General features: G+C 39.7%; 18 protein-coding genes. 1 reads left to right on the top strand and 17 read right to left on the bottom strand.

Going from position 1 to position 17377, the window contains the following annotated elements:
• Positions 1 to 60: 60 nt before the first annotated feature.
• From ntdP to ACJQWY_RS05215, 14 genes are all read right to left on the bottom strand, one after another.
• Positions 61 to 615 (bottom strand): nucleoside tri-diphosphate phosphatase, encoded by a 555-nt coding sequence (ntdP, locus tag ACJQWY_RS05280; RefSeq protein ID WP_407076689.1) that lies wholly within the window; start codon positions 613 to 615, stop codon positions 61 to 63.
• A gap of 83 nt (positions 616 to 698) precedes the next feature.
• Positions 699 to 1496, bottom strand: coding sequence for a RecX family transcriptional regulator (locus tag ACJQWY_RS05275; RefSeq protein WP_407076688.1), 798 nt, complete (start codon positions 1494 to 1496; stop codon positions 699 to 701).
• On the bottom strand, positions 1497 to 3440 hold the full coding sequence (locus ACJQWY_RS05270) for an ABC-F family ATP-binding cassette domain-containing protein (protein WP_407076687.1): 1944 nt from the start codon (positions 3438 to 3440) through the stop codon (positions 1497 to 1499).
• A gap of 87 nt (positions 3441 to 3527) precedes the next feature.
• Positions 3528 to 4163, bottom strand: a complete 636-nt coding sequence (locus tag ACJQWY_RS05265; RefSeq protein ID WP_407076686.1) for a redox-sensing transcriptional repressor Rex — start codon at positions 4161 to 4163, stop codon at positions 3528 to 3530.
• A gap of 83 nt (positions 4164 to 4246) precedes the next feature.
• Positions 4247 to 6877, bottom strand: coding sequence for a DNA mismatch repair protein MutS (gene mutS, locus ACJQWY_RS05260; protein WP_407076685.1), 2631 nt, complete (start codon positions 6875 to 6877; stop codon positions 4247 to 4249).
• Positions 6878 to 6895: 18 nt separating this feature from the next.
• Positions 6896 to 7468, bottom strand: a complete 573-nt coding sequence (locus tag ACJQWY_RS05255) for a DUF177 domain-containing protein (RefSeq protein ID WP_407076684.1) — start codon at positions 7466 to 7468, stop codon at positions 6896 to 6898.
• A complete protein-coding gene (locus ACJQWY_RS05250; RefSeq protein WP_407076683.1) occupies positions 7449 to 8669 on the bottom strand; it encodes a nucleotidyltransferase in 1221 nt (406 codons plus the stop codon). Before ACJQWY_RS05250 ends, ACJQWY_RS05255 begins: the two co-directional genes overlap by 20 nt.
• Positions 8670 to 8673: 4 nt before the next feature.
• Positions 8674 to 9423: a class I SAM-dependent DNA methyltransferase gene (locus ACJQWY_RS05245; RefSeq protein WP_407076682.1), complete on the bottom strand. Its 750-nt coding sequence runs from the start codon at positions 9421 to 9423 to the stop codon at positions 8674 to 8676.
• A gap of 3 nt (positions 9424 to 9426) precedes the next feature.
• Entirely contained in the window at positions 9427 to 9789 is a 363-nt protein-coding gene (rsfS, locus tag ACJQWY_RS05240) for a ribosome silencing factor (protein ID WP_407076681.1), read from the bottom strand.
• Between the two features lie 12 nt (positions 9790 to 9801).
• A complete protein-coding gene (gene yqeK, locus ACJQWY_RS05235; RefSeq protein ID WP_407076680.1) occupies positions 9802 to 10398 on the bottom strand; it encodes a bis(5'-nucleosyl)-tetraphosphatase (symmetrical) YqeK in 597 nt (198 codons plus the stop codon).
• The gene (locus ACJQWY_RS05230; protein WP_407076679.1) at positions 10382 to 11035 is read right to left on the bottom strand and encodes a nicotinate-nucleotide adenylyltransferase; all 654 of its coding nucleotides are present in this window, start codon (positions 11033 to 11035) and stop codon (positions 10382 to 10384) included. The genes yqeK and ACJQWY_RS05230 overlap by 17 nt, the downstream gene beginning before the upstream one ends.
• Before the next feature lie 34 nt (positions 11036 to 11069).
• The gene (locus ACJQWY_RS05225) at positions 11070 to 11381 is read right to left on the bottom strand and encodes a YhbY family RNA-binding protein (protein ID WP_407076678.1); all 312 of its coding nucleotides are present in this window, start codon (positions 11379 to 11381) and stop codon (positions 11070 to 11072) included.
• A gap of 2 nt (positions 11382 to 11383) precedes the next feature.
• Complete coding sequence (gene yqeH / locus ACJQWY_RS05220; protein WP_407076677.1) at positions 11384 to 12526, bottom strand: ribosome biogenesis GTPase YqeH; 1143 nt, start codon at positions 12524 to 12526, stop codon at positions 11384 to 11386.
• Positions 12516 to 13046, bottom strand: a complete 531-nt coding sequence (locus ACJQWY_RS05215) for a YqeG family HAD IIIA-type phosphatase (protein ID WP_407076676.1) — start codon at positions 13044 to 13046, stop codon at positions 12516 to 12518. Before ACJQWY_RS05215 ends, yqeH begins: the two co-directional genes overlap by 11 nt.
• Before the next feature lie 204 nt (positions 13047 to 13250).
• Here ACJQWY_RS05215 and ACJQWY_RS05210 point away from each other — a divergent pair, with 204 nt between their 5' ends.
• Positions 13251 to 13721 (top strand): LysM peptidoglycan-binding domain-containing protein, encoded by a 471-nt coding sequence (locus ACJQWY_RS05210; RefSeq protein WP_407076675.1) that lies wholly within the window; start codon positions 13251 to 13253, stop codon positions 13719 to 13721.
• Between the two features lie 136 nt (positions 13722 to 13857).
• Here the strand turns inward: ACJQWY_RS05210 and ACJQWY_RS05205 are convergent, their stop codons facing one another.
• The 3 genes from ACJQWY_RS05205 to ACJQWY_RS05195 all read right to left on the bottom strand — a co-directional run bounded on the left by ACJQWY_RS05205 (position 13858) and on the right by ACJQWY_RS05195 (position 17102).
• Positions 13858 to 15084, bottom strand: a complete 1227-nt coding sequence (locus ACJQWY_RS05205; protein WP_407076674.1) for a phosphoglycerate kinase — start codon at positions 15082 to 15084, stop codon at positions 13858 to 13860.
• Positions 15085 to 15309: 225 nt separating this feature from the next.
• A complete protein-coding gene (gap, locus tag ACJQWY_RS05200) occupies positions 15310 to 16320 on the bottom strand; it encodes a type I glyceraldehyde-3-phosphate dehydrogenase (RefSeq protein ID WP_407076673.1) in 1011 nt (336 codons plus the stop codon).
• A 647-nt stretch (positions 16321 to 16967) separates the two neighbouring features.
• A complete protein-coding gene (locus tag ACJQWY_RS05195) occupies positions 16968 to 17102 on the bottom strand; it encodes a hypothetical protein (RefSeq protein WP_407076672.1) in 135 nt (44 codons plus the stop codon).
• Between the last annotated feature and the right edge of the window lie 275 nt (positions 17103 to 17377).

Genomic DNA, 17377 nt, shown 5'->3' with positions numbered 1-17377 from the left:
CCAACAAATTTTTAAAACCATCAAAAAAAGGTTAGGTTACCCTAACCTTTTTTATTATATCTAACGATGACCGACACGGCTCTTAATTTCTTGGTAGCGCCGGAACCATAGATCCACATATGCTTTTGAAAACGGTCCTTTTTGTTGATTAATCCATTCAACTAAAATTTTAACGTGTTCACTTAAAATATAATCAATTTCGTCCGGATATTGCCATTTTTGCCGATGCTCTTGATACTCATCAGCGTCCAATAAACGTTTCTCGCCATCCGGATAAACCTTAATATCTAAATCATAATCAATATATTTTAAAGCTTCTTTATCTAAAACGAAGGGGGTCGCTAAATTACAATAATACGACACCCCATTGTCACGAATCATGGCCACAATGTTGAACCAATATTTTCGGTGAAAGTAAACAATCGCTGGCTCTCGCGTAACCCAGCGACGTCCATCATCTTCAATTACAACAGTATGGTCATTAATTCCGATAATTTCGTTTTCGCTCGTTTTCAAAATCATCGTTTCACGCCAAGTTCGGTGGAGGCTGCCGTCGTGTTTATAACTTTTTATTGTTACATAGTCACCTTCGCGGGGTAACCGATTGTCTTGCATCACATTCTCCTCAGCCGAAGCTACGAACTTTTTCTTAAAAAGTATAACATATTTTAGGAACGCTCGCGTAATTTCGGTCATGTTTACGAAGAATGTTCTTTTAGCCATCGGTCAACTTGCTTTAAATTAAAGCCTCGCCGATACATCCCCGCCTTCATTTTTTGCTGGTAATCCCAACCAGAATAATCAACATAACGCTCGGCCAATTTTTCAATTTCACGATTAAAGTTAGCCATTTCTTGCTCATCATCAGGCTCATGCTCATCTAAATATTCACTCAGTGCGCGCTTAATCAGATGCCCATTAAAACCAGATTGATATAACTTGTTACTAACTTTTTGTTGTGCGAGATATACCGATGACCGTTGATATTTATCAAATAACGGCTCGACTTGCTGCATCAGGTTTTCATATTCAGTCACTTCATCATAAGCCACCAACGTATCATCAATCGTAAACCTATCCACCCCATACTGCCGCAATTTAAAGCTAACCCCTTTTGGACCCAATTTTCCGCGCTGCATCTGAGTGGAAACATATTCTTCTGCAAATTTTTGATCTTTTAAAATATCAACTTGCACCAACCGCTCAATCGCTTGGTCAATGACATCGTCCGGAAAATCAGCTTCTTTTAATTTTTGCCGTACCTGTTGGACGGAACGCATTGTCCCTGTTGCATATACTAACGCTTTTTGATAGGCTTTTTGTGCATATTCAGCCGTTTCAATCGCAACTCGTTGCTCTGCATTCACCTCTGTGCCCTTAAATAAGTTAAAATCAAGCAGAATTTTTTCAGCAACCGCAAACGCAAATTCGTTATCAAGGTAAATATTATAACGTCCTGGGCGGCGCGTCTGCGTGACTCGCGTTACTATAGCCATCTACGCCTCCATTTCTTGTTGTGCAGCTTCTAGCTCCATTGAGGCATTCGTCCAAGCATCTTCCGCTTGGCTCAGTTCTGCCTGCCTGGCTTCCAGGGTTTCATTTAATGCGGTTAATTTATCCAAATCCGAACCATTTTCTGGAGCATTGAGGGCCTGATTTAAGTCATCAATCGCCTGCGTCAGTGTATCCATCTCCGCCTCAGCTTTTTCAACAGCCCGCTTTAACTTACGCAAGCTTTTTTGTTGCTCCCGATTAGCCTGATAACCATGCTGTTCTTGCTTTTTTGGTATTTCCGCCACTTCAACAGCATCGGCTGCTTCCATTTGTTGTGCTTTCTTTTCCAAATAATAATCATAATTGCCGTCAAAAAATTGAACACCAGTTGACGCTAATTCCAAAACTTCAGTGGCCACTTCATTAATAAAGTAACGATCATGGGAAACAAAGAAGATTGTACCATTATATTCATTCAAGGCTGTTTCTAAGACCTCACGTGAATCAATATCTAAATGATTCGTTGGTTCGTCTAAAATCAAAAAATTGTCTTCTTGCATTGATAATACCGTTAAGAGCAATCGTGCACGTTCACCACCAGATAATGCCAAAACTTTCTTATCAACATCCTCTCCTGTAAATAAGAAAGACCCTAAGATGGAACGGATATCTTTTTCCGGCCAAGTTGGATGCATATCCCAGACGGAATTTAAGACTGTTTTGTTTTCATCCAATGTTGCCTGCTCTTGATCATAGTAGCCGACCGAAACATTAGCACCAAGTTTAAACGTCCCTGCTAGCGGCGGAATAAAAGACAACAAAGTCTTAATCAAGGTTGATTTTCCCATTCCATTTGGACCCACCAATGCCACCGCATGCTGCTTTTTAACATCAAAATTAATATTGGTCGCTAAAGGCTGCTGATTTTGATAGCCCACACTCAAATCACGGACGGCTAGCACTTCATTTCCAGAACTTTCTTTAGCTTTAAACGTAATATGTGCTACTCCTGAATCATTTTTTGGCGGTGCTAACACTTCCATCTTTTCCAATTGCTTTCGCCGCGATTGCGCACGCTTAGTAGTTGACGCTCGCACAATATTGCGATTGACAAAATCTTCCAATTTCGCAATCGTCACTTGTTGTTTATCATATGCCCGTTGCTCAGCCATCACCCGCGCCGACTTTTGTTCTAGGTAGTTCGTATAATTTCCTGAATAATGCGCCAAAGCACCCTGCTGAATCTCATAAATTTCATTCACCACGCGATCCAAAAAATACCGATCGTGCGAGACAATCAACAAAGCCCCTTGATAATTTTGTAAATACTTTTCTAACCACGCGAGCGTTGTCATATCCAAATGATTCGTCGGCTCATCCAAAACTAATAAATCAGGCGTCTCTAACAATTGCTTGGCAATCGCCAAGCGTGTGCGCTGCCCTCCAGATAAATCCGAAATTAATTGGTCATAAAAGCTTTCATCAAAGCCAAACCCATGTAAAACGCTGCGAATAGTAGCATCATACCCATATCCATTTTGTTCCGTAAAATCATGTTGTACCTGATCATACTCAGTTAATAACTGTTGCGCAGCAGATGTACTATAATCACTAATCGTCGCCATCTGCGCTTCCAATTGATGCATTCTTTGCTCTAAAGCCATCACATCAGCAAAACTAGCCCGCATTTCTTCATACACACTTAATTGCGAATCCATTCCTGAATTTTGGGCTAGATAAGCTAATTTCAAACCTTTTTTAACAGAAACCACCCCTTCATCCGGAGCTTCTTCACCAATTAAAATTTTTAATAAGGTTGACTTACCAGCACCATTACGTCCCACTAAACCAATGCGTGAGCGTTCTTGAATTTGCATTGAAAAATGCTCAAAAAATGTAACTCCATTAAAACGGCGAGCTACATCACTTGCTTGTAAAATTATCATCTTGCCCTCTTTTTTCTGGGTAGCTCTCTAACAGCAACCGACTATTGAAAAAGACTTGGTTGCTATTTCAACGCCCAAGTCTTCTTTTTAATTACTAATATCGTTATCAATGAAATACAACAATGTTTGTAATTCATTGGTCAAATCAACATTTTGTACATGAATTTGTTTAGAAACATCCAACCGTAAAGGTGTAAAGTTCAAAATTCCTTTAATTCCGCTATCTTCCAAACGTGCGGCAATTGATTGAGCTGCATCTGCTGGGACGGTCAACATCGCCACATCAATCCGCTGTTCAGCAATTTGTTCTTCCAGTTCATCCATGGAAAAAACAGGAACGCCATTTTGAATCGTATTAATTAAATCAGGGTTAACTTCAAAAACTGCTGAAATTCGCACATTAGAAGTCTTTTGAAACTTAAAATTCAATAAAGCATGTCCCAAATTTCCTAACCCAATCAATGCGACCGAAGCCAAGGTATCTTGATTTAATTCGCCTGAGAAAAATTTAATCAACTCTGAAACTTCATAACCATAACCACGTTTTCCTAGTGCTCCAAAGCACGAAAAATCACGTCGGATTGTCGCTGCATCAATTTTAACAATTTCTGCTAAATCAACGGATGAAATTCGAGTGGTTCCTTCATCTAATAATAATTTTAAATATCGATAATAAATAGGGAGCCGGCGCGCCGTAGCCCTTGGAATTTTTTGATTTTTCATGGCATATCTCACTTTTTTTAATCTGACATCTAACTTATAGTCTTAGTGTAGCATAGATTGAGCAGATTGTGAAATCAAAAACTTTATTTCGGATTGATTTTTTGTAACTCTGCTAACAAAAGTAAGGCTTCCAGCGGAGTTGTTTGACTTAAGTCCACATTCTGCACGCGTTGCGCAATCATCTGTTCTTGTGAATTTGGCTCATCTGATGCAAACAAATCAAGTTGACTACTCTTTTCCTCAAGATGTTGTTCCTTCACAAAATTTGTCACCTCAGCCACATCTGAATCCGAGTTGTCTACACTAATCTCTTGGCCTGCGTCCACTTTTTGTTGCGATTCTTGTTCTAATTGCCTTAAAATCACACTAGCACGCGTCGTCAAACTGTCTGGCAGGCCCGCTAACTTAGCCACATTAATTCCATAGGACTGATCCGCCGCTCCGGGCAGTACCCGATGGGAGAAAATCAATTGACCATTCTCTTCATGTGCTCCAACGTGCATATTAAAGAGCTGTGGTAACTGTTCATCTAACCCCGTTAATTCATGATAATGGGTTGAAAATAAGGTTTTTGCGTGTACATTTTGATGCACATATTCAATAATTGCTTGTGCTAGTGCCATTCCATCAAAAGTAGCAGTTCCGCGCCCCAACTCATCAAATAAAATTAATGAATCTTCCGTCGCGGCTTGTAATGCGGTATTTGCTTCAGCCATTTCGACCATGAATGTCGAATTCCCAGAAATCAAATCATCAGCAGCCCCAATTCGAGTGAAAATTTGGTCAAAAATGGGCAGTTCCGCAGCTGCAGCTGGTACAAACGAACCAATTTGCGCCATGATAACCGTCAAAGCTAGTTGCCGCATGTAAGTTGATTTTCCAGACATATTCGGTCCCGTAATCAACATAATCATTTGTTTAGGATCCATCACAATATCATTTTCCACATAACTTTGATGACCTAAAACTTTTTCCACGACCGGATGTCGCCCTTGGCTAATTTTTAGTGTGTGGGTATGATTTAATTGTGGACGTACAAATTGATTTGCTTGCGCCACTTGCACCAAAGCACACAACACATCTAGCTCGGCCACCTTTTTAGCCAACCGCTGCAACCGCTCAATATTATTTTTAATCTCATCACGTAATTCAGCAAAAAGTGTGTATTCCAACTGACTTGAATGCTCCTCCGCATTCATAATTTCTTCTTCATGCGCTTTTAACTCAGGGGTCACAAAACGTTCCGCATTGGTTAAAGTTTGTTTACGTGTATAACGCTTAGAATCTAATTTAGCAATATTGGCTTTCGTAATTTCGATATAATAACCAAAGACTTTATTATAGCCAATTTTTAAACTATTAATACCAGTCGCATCACGTTCTGTCTGCTCTAATTCAACTAACCATTGCTTACCATCCCGTAATACATGCCGATATTGATCTAACGTTTCATTATAGCCATCGCGAATAATTCCACCATCCGTAACTGACAAAGGTGGCTCGTCAACAATCGCTTGACTAATCAATTGTTCCAAATCAGCGACGGGATCCAATTGCGTAATCAACTCACCAAAAATGGCCGGATCTAACTGTTTCAAACTTTGAATCAAAATTGGCACTTGCCGCAAAGAATTCCGAATTTGTAATAAATCACGTCCATTAGCCGTTCCATAAGCGACCCTTCCCACTAACCGCTCTAGGTCATAGACACTTTTTAAACCTTTTTGAAGATCACCGTGCACGATAAAATCGCTCATCAGTCCCGCAATTTTATCATATCGGGCTTCAATATTAGCTTGTTCAATGAGCGGTTGTTCCAGCCACTGCTTCAACAACCGTGCCCCCATGGCCGTTTGCGTTTCATCCAACAACCATAATAATGTCCCACTCCGCTGTTGAGTTCTTAAATTAGCCGTCAATTCAAGATTCGCCCGCGAATTTCGATCCATTTTCAAATATTGCGACACCGTGTATGACTGCACAGGCTGTAAATGATCTAAAGAACGTTTTTGCGTTGACAAAAGATAAGTAATTAATAACAAGGCCGCATGCTCTTCTAAAGCGCTCAAAGCTTGCATTAAATTTTTTTGTGCAGGCGGAAGTTCTTCACCCAAAATTTGCGTCGACATCATTATCCCGAGGTTCGTCAATGAAGCCGTCAAATCAGCCGGTAACAATTGTTCTGAAACCACCTCTTTGGCATCTAAACGCGCTAACTCATTTAAAACCGCCGTCGTCGAAGTTAATTCTGTTGCTCTTAACTCACCGGTTGACAAATCCGTATATGCGAGGCCATAATTGTGCGCATCTTCGGCTGCAATCGCGACCAAATAATTATTCTCTTTGGCTGCTTCACCCCCTTCATTCATCCGCGTTCCTGGGGTGACAAGCTGTACTACTTCCCGTTTAACCATCCCCTCCGCCTGGGCAGGGTCTTCCATCTGTTCAACCACGGCAACTTTATAACCTTTATCCACCAAAATATCAATATAACTTTGCGCCGCATGATGTGGCACACCCGCCATCGGTACCGGATGATCAGAATTTTTATTTCGTTTTGTCAGTGTTAATTCCAAAATTTGCGAACCTTGAATCGCATCATCATTGAACAATTCATAAAAATCACCCAATCGATAAAATAAAAACGCATCCGGATACTGCGCCTTAATTTCATTATACTGTTGCATCATTGGGGTTTCTTTGCTTTTACTCATTTTAATCCCCATTCTTTTTTAATGCCGTTCCTCTTGCTCATCATTTTCATGGTTTAACAAATCAGACAATCCAGCTAAGGGCGTATTATTTTCATCAGCTTGCTCATTGGTAGCTTCATGCTCAGCTAGATACTCATCTTCACTAATGACCGCCCAACCTTCGCCTTCTGGCATCGGTGCTTCTTCTTCACCTGCTGCCAAAACTTGGAGCGGAATTTGTAAGAAAATATAATCAACTAACACGTCGTCAAAATTCAAAACATCGTCTTCCAATAAAATAATTGACTCACTCATCTCATAACGTTCAGCATGTTTGGCATCTTGAATATAAATCTCGTCAATCATAAAATCCAAAGGTAGGTCGACTGGTTCAGCTGAACGAGTTGAAGGCGTGACAATTTTACCAACCACATGGGCATGCAAAACGAAATCATCTTGCTCGTTTTGAACCATCCCCTCGACTTGCATCGGTGTAGCATCAATAATAACATCACTAAATTTATCTTTTAACGCCATCTTTACATCCATCGTTTCACTAAAACGTAATGGCTCTTGTTTATATTTTACTAATTCATTTAAATTCCATTTCATGAGAAGCTCCTTTTAATATGAATGGATGTTGGTGAACATCTTTATTTATCACTTGGTGGTTCGGCTGGAAATATTCATATAATCGCCCAGCCCGCACATCAAGTTTTAAAATGGTTTTACTATTTTCTTGGTTGACCCGTCCAATCAAAGGTAAAGCGGCCTGTTTTCTTAAATTCTTTAACCAAGCCTGCCCCTGCGTGTTAAATGCTAATGGGCGGAAGTACAGATGTCGCATCGCAAATTCCATTTCACCTTGTGTAATATTGAGTAACACATACAAAATATTTCGCTGCAAACGACTATATGTATAGCGCTTACTCTTAAAACCTTGCATAAAATCATCCCAGTCCACAGCTTCGAATTGCCAATACGCTTGAACTGTTTGTTGTAACCGCTGAGCTAAACCATCATTTAATTGATAAATTTGTGCCAACTCAGTAATGTCACGAGTCATGACGATATACTTCAACAATGACCATTGCTGCACCGGATTCCAATCTAAGGGCGACTGCTCAAAGCAAAGACGTTGCGTACCTTTAGGGACATATAGCGCTAATTGCTCCGGATTCAGCTTATCACTTCGTAAAGCTTGCCGTAATGCTGTAGCGCTCGCAAATTGTTGTGGCTGGAGCTCTAATTCATGATATGCGGATCCTTGCCGTTGAATCGCATGGAGTTGTACCTGATCTGATTGCCCTAATGCTAAGAGTGCTAGGGCATAACTAAGACCTAGCCAATCATTAGGATCTGTAATCTCAATCTTAAAACGCTCTTTTAACATCTGATTATAACTCGATGCATAGGTCTGATTATACTGTTGAAAAATCTGCTGCTCATTTGGCGCTTGCTGGATAGCTTTTGCTAATGCCATGAAGTCCCAGTCAGCATGCTCCGCGCCAAAGACAATTTCACTCACCCCAGCAGCAACCAAGAGTTCAACGGCTCCTTGTGCAAAAAAAGGACCTGATTGAATCGCAAATGCCACTGGCAATTCAAGAACCAAGTCCACTCCATTTTCAACCGCAGCTGCAGCCCGCTGCCATTTATCATAAAGCGCTGGTTCACCTCTTTGCACAAAATTACCACTCATAACCGCAATGACGGTATCTGCTTGCGCAAGTTGTTTGGCTTGCTGCAAATGATACTGATGTCCGTTATGAAAAGGATTGTATTCAGTAATTAATCCAACTGCTTTTCCCATCACGTTACCCTTTTTGCGCGCTAAAGAACCAGCGATTCGTCTGACTATTAACTTGCTTTTGGCGCCCAAAGTCACCCGTTACTTCAATATTGACAAATCCCGCCTGAGCTAATAATCGCTGATAAGTGCCAAGATCATAAGTCCTTTCCGTATGAATCTCTGTTAATTGTCTATAACCATCGATGGCTTCATCATAGATAAAAAAGATCAATTCATGTTCAACTGTGTGAACTGCATCTTCAATCCCATATGAACTCCATAAAAAAGCCACCTCATCATCATGATAATTGTACATATATCCTGGATAGTATACATCCGTTTGGTAAGGGGTAATGACATCAAATAAAAATTGACCTCCCGTGGTCAAATGATCATATACTTGTTGAAATGCCATTAACGTTTCAGCTTCATTGGCTAAATAGTTAAATGAATCCGCAAAAGAAGTAATCGTCCCAAACTGCTTTGGATAATCAGACCATTCCCGCATATCACCTTGCACCAATGGCAAATCAACTTGAGCCTCAGCTGCATGTTCTTGTGCCAAGCTTAACATTTCTTCAGATAAATCGAACACGGTCACATCAAAACCTTTTTGCTTAAGCCTTAATGCTAACCGCCCCGCACCACCAGCTAATTCCAATAATGGAGCTTTAGGATTTTTAATTTGCTTTACCGCGTACTGTAACCAATCAGCGTATGCATCATCATCGAATAAGTCATCATATAATTTCGCAAACGTTTGATAATTTGTCATTACTTAATCCTCAATTAACCATTCTTGGATATTAATTGGTTGACTTTTGGCAGCCCATAGTTGCTCCAAACCATAAAAATTACGCATTTCTTCTTTAAACACGTGCACTGTTAAATCGCCAAAATCTAAGACCACCCATTCACCATTATCACGACCTTCATGTTGTCTTAGTGTAAAACCAGCTTCATGCATCTTATCAACGATTTCTTGAGTGATTGCTAAGACTTGTCGGTTGCTAGGAGCATCCATAATCAATAGAGCATCTGTAAACATTGAGACCCCTTGTACATCTAAGGCTACAATATCTTCTGCCCGTTTACTATCTGCAGCTTTAACTGCAATTTCTAACATTTTTGTTAAACTCATGTTATTCTCCATTTATTTTGTTGACCAAGCATTATAAGTTAAAAGCGACAACGGATAAATCCGTGCTTTTTGACCGATCAAATATGCTAATGTATGTTGGGCTTGCCACCCAACACTTGCCGCCAAATCAGTCTGCGCCAGATTGCGTACTTCATCCACCCCAGGAAAATCACGCTCCATTTCAACATAATCGGCCATATATAACACTTGACTTAATAACGTCATTTCTGGCGCACCCGTCGTGTGTTGTCGTACAGCAGTTAAAATTGTATCATCAGTAATATTTAATTCACGTGCAATAAATTCCGCACCAACGATACCATGCCAAATATTATTCCCCCAGTTTAACAAATCTACGTCTAAATGGGCTGTGGCAATCATCGCTTTAAAATCATCATCACTGCGCTCTTTCGTATAATCATGCACCAAAGCTACTACCGATGCCATTTCTAAATCAACATCCCAAATTTCGGCTAATTGTAGTGCCATTGTTTCAACTCTCAACACATGTTGATACCGATAATCAGACATAGCAGCTTGCACTTTTTGTACTAACTCTTGGCGTGTGCCTGGATAATAATGTTTTTGATATTCAATTTCTATCGTCATCTTGGTAAAGCCCCCGTTCGAAAATATATGCCGCTACTAAATCTGGGACCAAGTAGCGCACGCTTTCGTGGTGCGCAATTCTTTGTCGTAAATTCGTTGAACTGATGTCTAAATCTGGGACCGTCACAAACTGAATTGAAAATTCACTTTTAGGCGCTGGCACGCCGGGGCGATTGACTCCCACAAAATGGGTTAAGCGCATTAATTCGTCAACCCGATACCAGGTCGATAAATATGCCACTTCATCTGCACCAATAATGAAATAATATTCATAATCTGGGTGCTTTTGCAATAATGTTAATAAAGTATCATATGCATAACTAACACCGCCACGCTCTACCTCAGCTAATTCAAGCTCAAATAGGCTATTGCCTTGAATCGCAGCCTGCACCATTTTCACTCGATCGACTGTAGCAATCGCTTCTTTACGATCAACATGGGGTGGGATAGCATTGGGCATAAAATAAACTTTCTCCAATCCCAATTGTCTAGCTACCTGCTCGCCAATCACTAGATGTCCCAAATGAGGTGGATTAAAGGTCCCACCTAACAATCCAACCCGTACGCGTCGTGACTCGATCTCCATTTCCGGCTGGACTTGAGCTTCTACTTCTAAGGTCGTAACTGTCTGTTGCATTCCCATCTATCCTTTCTGCATAAAACTATAGCAATTAAATCTTTGCCACCGTTACAGAATAATCACGATACTTCGGATTTTGGGCCTGACCAAATAACAATAAAGTGTGACCGATCGTTTGGACTACTTGAATATTTGAATGGGCTTCAATATATGCTTTCACTTCTGAAACCGTGACATCTGAATTATTTAAAATATTAACTTTAAATAATTCACGTTTATCAATTGCTGAGCCTAATTGTTCTACCCAATTAGGCGTTAATCCTTGCTTCCCTACGCTAAAAAGCGGACGCATATCATGTGCCGCGGCGCGTAAATATCGTTTTTGTTTACCACGTAATTCCATTATTAAATCATTGCCTTTCTTGTCAAAACTGAAACACCTTCAGGAGCCCAAGCTGCTACTACTACATTAGCTGGTACTGTAACCCAACCTAAGCCGTCCACCACAATATCCGTTTTCATCGTTGTCTTAAATTCATGGCGACGCAATGGTGGCATCTGAGCCATATCATTGTCATTGGGTGGAGTTAGTAAAGTCCCTGCATGCTTTGCATAAAAAGCAGTGGCCTTTTCTAATTTCGTCCGGTGAATTTGCAAGTTATTCTCAAAATATGCCGTAATACCCGTCTTAGGCCCTTGCACGTAGTCAAACCGCGCCATTGCCCCAAAGAAGAGTGTCTGTTCTGCGTTCAGTTGATACGTACGAGGCTTTAATTCCTTTTGTGGTGAAACGTACTTCAAATCTTTAGCACTCAAAAAATGAGCCATTTGATCAGCGTGAATAATTCCTGGAGTATCAATAATATCACTATTGTCATCTAATGGAATCTCAATCCGATCAAGGGTGGTGCCAGGGAAACGTGACGTCGTAATCACTTCTTGCTGATCACCGGTCACGTCTTTAATAATCTGATTAATTAACGTTGATTTACCAACATTAGTGACCCCAACCACATAAACGGATTGACCATTCCGATACTGATCAATTTTATCCAACAATGTTGACACTTCATCCCCATTTTTACCAGAAGTTAACATGATATCGATTGGCCGTAGCCCAGCAATATTAGCTTGTTGACGCATCCAATCTTTAACTTTACTGCGTCGGATTGAATGTGGTAACACATCAACTTTATTTCCCACCAATAAAATAGGATTTGAACCAACAAAACGATGTAGTCCTGGAATCATTGATCCGCTGAAATCAAACACATCCATCACGTAGACCACCAAAGCCTTGGTTTCAGAAATTTGATTCAAAAGTCGGCGAAAATCATCGTCGGTTAAATTAACCGGTTGAATTTCATTATAATGCCGTAAACGAAAGCAACGCTGGCAAAGAACTTCTTCTTGGTCAAAGCCTTTAATTAAAGCTGACATCGGCGTATAACCGACCGCCTTTGGTTCAGTTGTTTGGATAGTTGCCCCACACCCAATACACTTAAGTCCGTCTATTAAGTATTCCTGAACTTCTTTTTCACTTATCAAGATTATTCCTCCATTGTAATTCCGGATATTGTCGTTTTAAATGTTTTTTAACCCCTTTTTCAAAAAAACGGTTAATTTTAGTGTTCCATTGATCAGTATCAATTAAGGGCTCAACTAAGACACTGCGCATTCCTATGGCGTTGGCTGCCATAACGTCAGTCAACAATTGATCACCAACCATCACTACATCTTTTGGGGCCAGTTGTAGCGCCGTCAGTGCTTCTTGCAAACCATGGGTGGTAGGCTTTAACGCACGGGCTACAAATTCCAAGTGTAACGGTTCAGCCACTCGCTCAATCCGTTCAGCCGAATTATTTGAAACAATCATGACTGGAATCTGAGCCTTTTCCAACCGCAACAACCATTCATGTAACTGTGTCGTTCCATCAGGATTATTCCAAGCAATTAAAGTATTATCTAAATCCGTTAACACTGCTTGGATTCCGTGTCGTTTTAAGTCAGCCGGGTCGAGCTGATAGATGGCATGCACTTGCCACGTTGGTTTAAAAAAATCCTTCATCGAATTCCCCTTTTTTCGTTGTCTATTAAGTGTAATTATACGCTAGATTAATAAGTGGATAAAGGTATATTTTTGAATTAAGATTTCTAGCATCAGGAATCTGTTTAAATTCACTTTAAGAGTCTTGACTTTACCTTGGCAGATTCAATAAACATCGCTACACTAAAAGTAATCTAACACTTTATTAAATTATAGGGGACCACTATGTCAAGTAAACTCGGTTTAACTTTTAAGCGTATTCTAATTGCACTGCTCGTTTTTTTTGTTACCTTTATCATCGCTTTTGGAATTACACGCGCATTTAATAGCATTTTCAATACCGCATCAAGCCAGTCGCCTGAGACCGCAAAGGCTAGTATGGACTCATCTTCAAATTCCAAAGAAAAAAAGAAATCCACTACGAATCAATTAAAAAATAAGCAAACTAATAAAACGACCCAAACAAAATCAGCTGCCACTGAGGATTTAAAAGCTGAAGAACCCACTGAAGAATTAAAAGCTGAGGAATCCTCTGACACCGCAACTGCGACCCACGTCGTCACAGCCGGGGAAACTTGGTATCGAATCGCCTATAATAACAATTTAACTACCGCTCAATTAAAAGCACTCAATCCGGGTATCGTTGATTTAAAGGCGGGGATGAGCATTAAAATACCGCAAACTGCTAACAACTAAAGTATTTACTTGATACGATAATAATTCAAATATGCTGGGTAAATATTTGTCAGTTTCATTTAATTTTCAATTCATTGTAATTAAAATCATTGTAAATAAAAAATCACGCCAATATATGGCGTGATTTTTTAATATTTTACTTTTCTGAAATAGCAGCGATTCCAGGCAAAGTCTTTCCTTCAAGGTACTCCAATGAAGCCCCACCACCAGTTGAAATGTGAGTCAACTGATCAGCAACACCTAATTGTTGAACCGCAGCAGTTGAATCCCCGCCACCAACAATTGTTGTAGCTCCATTTTCTTGTGTAACCTTAACTAATTCTTCACCAATGGCCAAAGTTCCCTTAGCGAAGTTAGGCATTTCAAAGACACCCATTGGACCATTCCAAACAACGGTCTTAGCATCGGCCAAAACTGACTTAAACAATTCAATTGACTTAGGGCCAATATCAAGACCCATGTAACCATCCTTAATACCTTCATCTCCGGCTACATAAGTGTCAGCATCATTGTTAAAGGCATCCGCAGCTACCGCATCAACTGGCAAAACTAGCTTATCGCCAGCTTCTTCAATTAATTGCTTAGCCAATTCAACCTTGTCTTCTTCAAACAATGAATTTCCAATAGCCTTACCATTGGCAGCGTCAAAGGTATAAGCCATTCCCCCACCAACGATAACCTTATCCGCCTTCTTCAAAAGGTTTTGAATAATGGTGATCTTATCAGAAACCTTAGCTCCACCAATGATGGCCACGAATGGACGCTCAGGCTTTTCAACTGCTCCACCAAGGAACTTAATCTCTTTTTCCATCAAGAATCCAGCAGCAGTTTGTTCAATGTTAGCGGCAATTCCTGCATTCGATGCGTGTGAACGGTGTGCCGTTCCAAAAGCATCGTTGATAAAGACGTCACCCAATGAGGCCCAATACTTCCCCAATTCTGGATCGTTCTTTGATTCGCGCTTAACTTCTACGCCATCAACAACATCTTCGAAACGCGTATTTTCAAAGACCAAAACTTGTCCGTCTTCTAATCCATCAATGGCAGCTTCCAATTCCGGACCTTCAGTAGCTGGTACAAATGTAACAGGTTGTCCTAATAAGTCAGCCAATTTTTGTGCAACTGGCTTCATTGACAATCCCTTCTTATCATCTTCACTCTTAATCCGAGCCAAGTGTGAGAACAAAACTGCACGACCACCTTGTTCCAAAACATATTTGATAGTAGGCAAAGCGGCCACAATCCGGTTGTCGTTAGAAACTACAACTTCACCATTTTCTTCCTTCAAAGGTACATTAAAGTCAACACGCATCAAGACCTTCTTGCCCTTAAGCTCTAAATCTTCTACTGTTAATTTTGCCATTAAAACTTTCCTCGTTTTCTTAAAAATCAGTATATAGATATTATACCCTAAATTAACATATTATTTCACTAATTTTCAATGATTATCAGAACCAACCGTTTTTACTTTCAGTCAATCCCAATACCATCTCAACAGATTACGGACTGATGTTAGCCTACGCATCACATTAAATAAAAAAGGCAATTGAGTTCCCCCAACTGCCTTAAATATTAAATCAAACTAATCTTACAAAGTTGCCAAGTGCAACAAAGTACGAACCATGTTTGAAGTAAATCCGTATTCGTTATCGTACCAAGCAGCAGTTTGAACCAATTGCTTGTCACCAACAGTGATAACCTTAGTCAAAGTTGGGTCATAAACGGCACCGTGGGTATCTCCAATAATATCTGATGAAACAATTTCGTCAGCATTGTAACCGAATGAGTCGTTTTGGTACTTCTTAACAGCAGCGTTAACTTCTTCTTCAGTAACCTTCTTTGACAAAACAGTTGTCAATTCAGTAATTGAACCGTCAACAACACCAACACGTTGTGCGTGACCATCCAACTTACCCTTCAATTCAGGAACAACAAGTCCGATTGCCTTAGCAGCCCCAGTTGAGTGAGGAATTGTGTTAACTGAAGCCGTACGGTTTGAGCGAGCCTTCTTACCCTTAGGTCCGTCCAAAATCATTTGAGTTGAAGTAAAGGCGTGAACAGTAGTCATCAAACCAATTTCAATTCCAAATTCCTTGTTCAATGCATTTGACAAAGGAGCCAATGATTGAGTCGTGCATGATCCAGCAGAAACAATCTTATCATCTGCAGTCAATACATCTTGGTTAACTCCATAAACAACAGTAGGAACATCACCAGCTGGTGCTGAAACAAGAACCTTCTTTGCCCCAGCATCCAAGTGAGCTTGTGACTTTTCAGCTGAAGTGTAGAATCCAGTTGATTCCAAAACAATCTCAACACCGTCGTTAGCAACCCACTTCAAGTCAGCAGCGTTACGCTCTGCATAAACATTGTAGTGATGTCCATCAACGATAATCCCAGTTTCATCAGAAGAAACTTCAGCATTCAAAGTTCCGTGAGTTGAATCATACTTCAACAAGTATGCTAACATCGCAGGGTTAGTCAAGTCGTTAATTGCCACAACTTCGATGTCATCTGCAGTATCCTTCAATTCCAAAATACGGCGGAATGCCAAACGCCCGATACGGCCGAAACCGTTGATACCAATCTTAACTGTCATGTGTAAGATGCCTCCAAGTATTTTTTGTGTAAACGTTTATTACGCTTACTATTTTACGACACTTTTTTCATTTGCGCAAATTATTTAGCTAAAATTTGCGGATGATTGTGAATGATTTATAGAGTTACTAAATGTAAGCGCTTTATTTAGCTCTATAGCCAGATTGTCTTTTGGTTAAAGGTTTGCAAGCTACTTAGTTTCACTTTTCATATTGTAAAATTTTATAATAAACCAAAATGATTAATCAACTATGGTTTTTTCATAAATATTGTGAACGTTTTCTTAAATGTTCTACGCCCTCTCGATTACCTAACGCCCACTCTTCAGCATCCATATCTAACGCCTATGGTATACTTAAAATTACCAAACGACTTTGCTTAATCAAGGGAGATTTATGCTTTCTAATTTTGAAAAAAATTTATTGAATCAAGTTAACATACACAAAAAAATGTTTTTATTTATCATCATTACACTTTTAAGCCTCTGGATTAGAATTACCGGTTTGAAATTTCACAGTATTGATATGGCTGATTTCCTTTTACCTTGGTACCATCAAATCAAAATTTTAGGTTTTAGCGGTGCTTTACGCACACAAGTCGGTGATTACAATTTTCTTTATCAACTATATATCATCTTATTAACTCAGCTTAAATTTTATTAGTTTTTCGATCCTTATAAACATGGTATTCAATTTTTAATTTCATTTTACCGCCGTTAAACGGGTGTACCAAGTTAGCATTAACTGTCTTTTCGACAATATTTTGTAATTCTTTTAATTGCATCTTTAATCCTCTCGATCTTAAATTAAACCTGATGGAAGGTACCTACTTTTTTAATCAATAATGCTAAATCTAAGCACTGTAATTATGTAACCACTAGACTTAACTTGGTTAACTTCTAAAACTATTCAAAAATACACAGTTGATGTGTATTGGGTTCGATTCAGTTAGATTCAGTTATTATGTATAAATAGAAGAAACCCCGTTATATCAACAATTATGCTGATATAACGGGGTTTCTAAATGTTAATGATGCGCACCGGGGGAATCGAACCAAT

Origin of the sequence: Weissella kandleri (assembly GCF_045504165.1) — a bacterium.
GTDB lineage: Bacteria > Bacillota > Bacilli > Lactobacillales > Lactobacillaceae > Weissella > Weissella kandleri_A.
The sequence above is the reverse complement of the archived record's forward strand: the minus strand, read 5'-3'. Positions and strand labels throughout refer to the sequence as shown.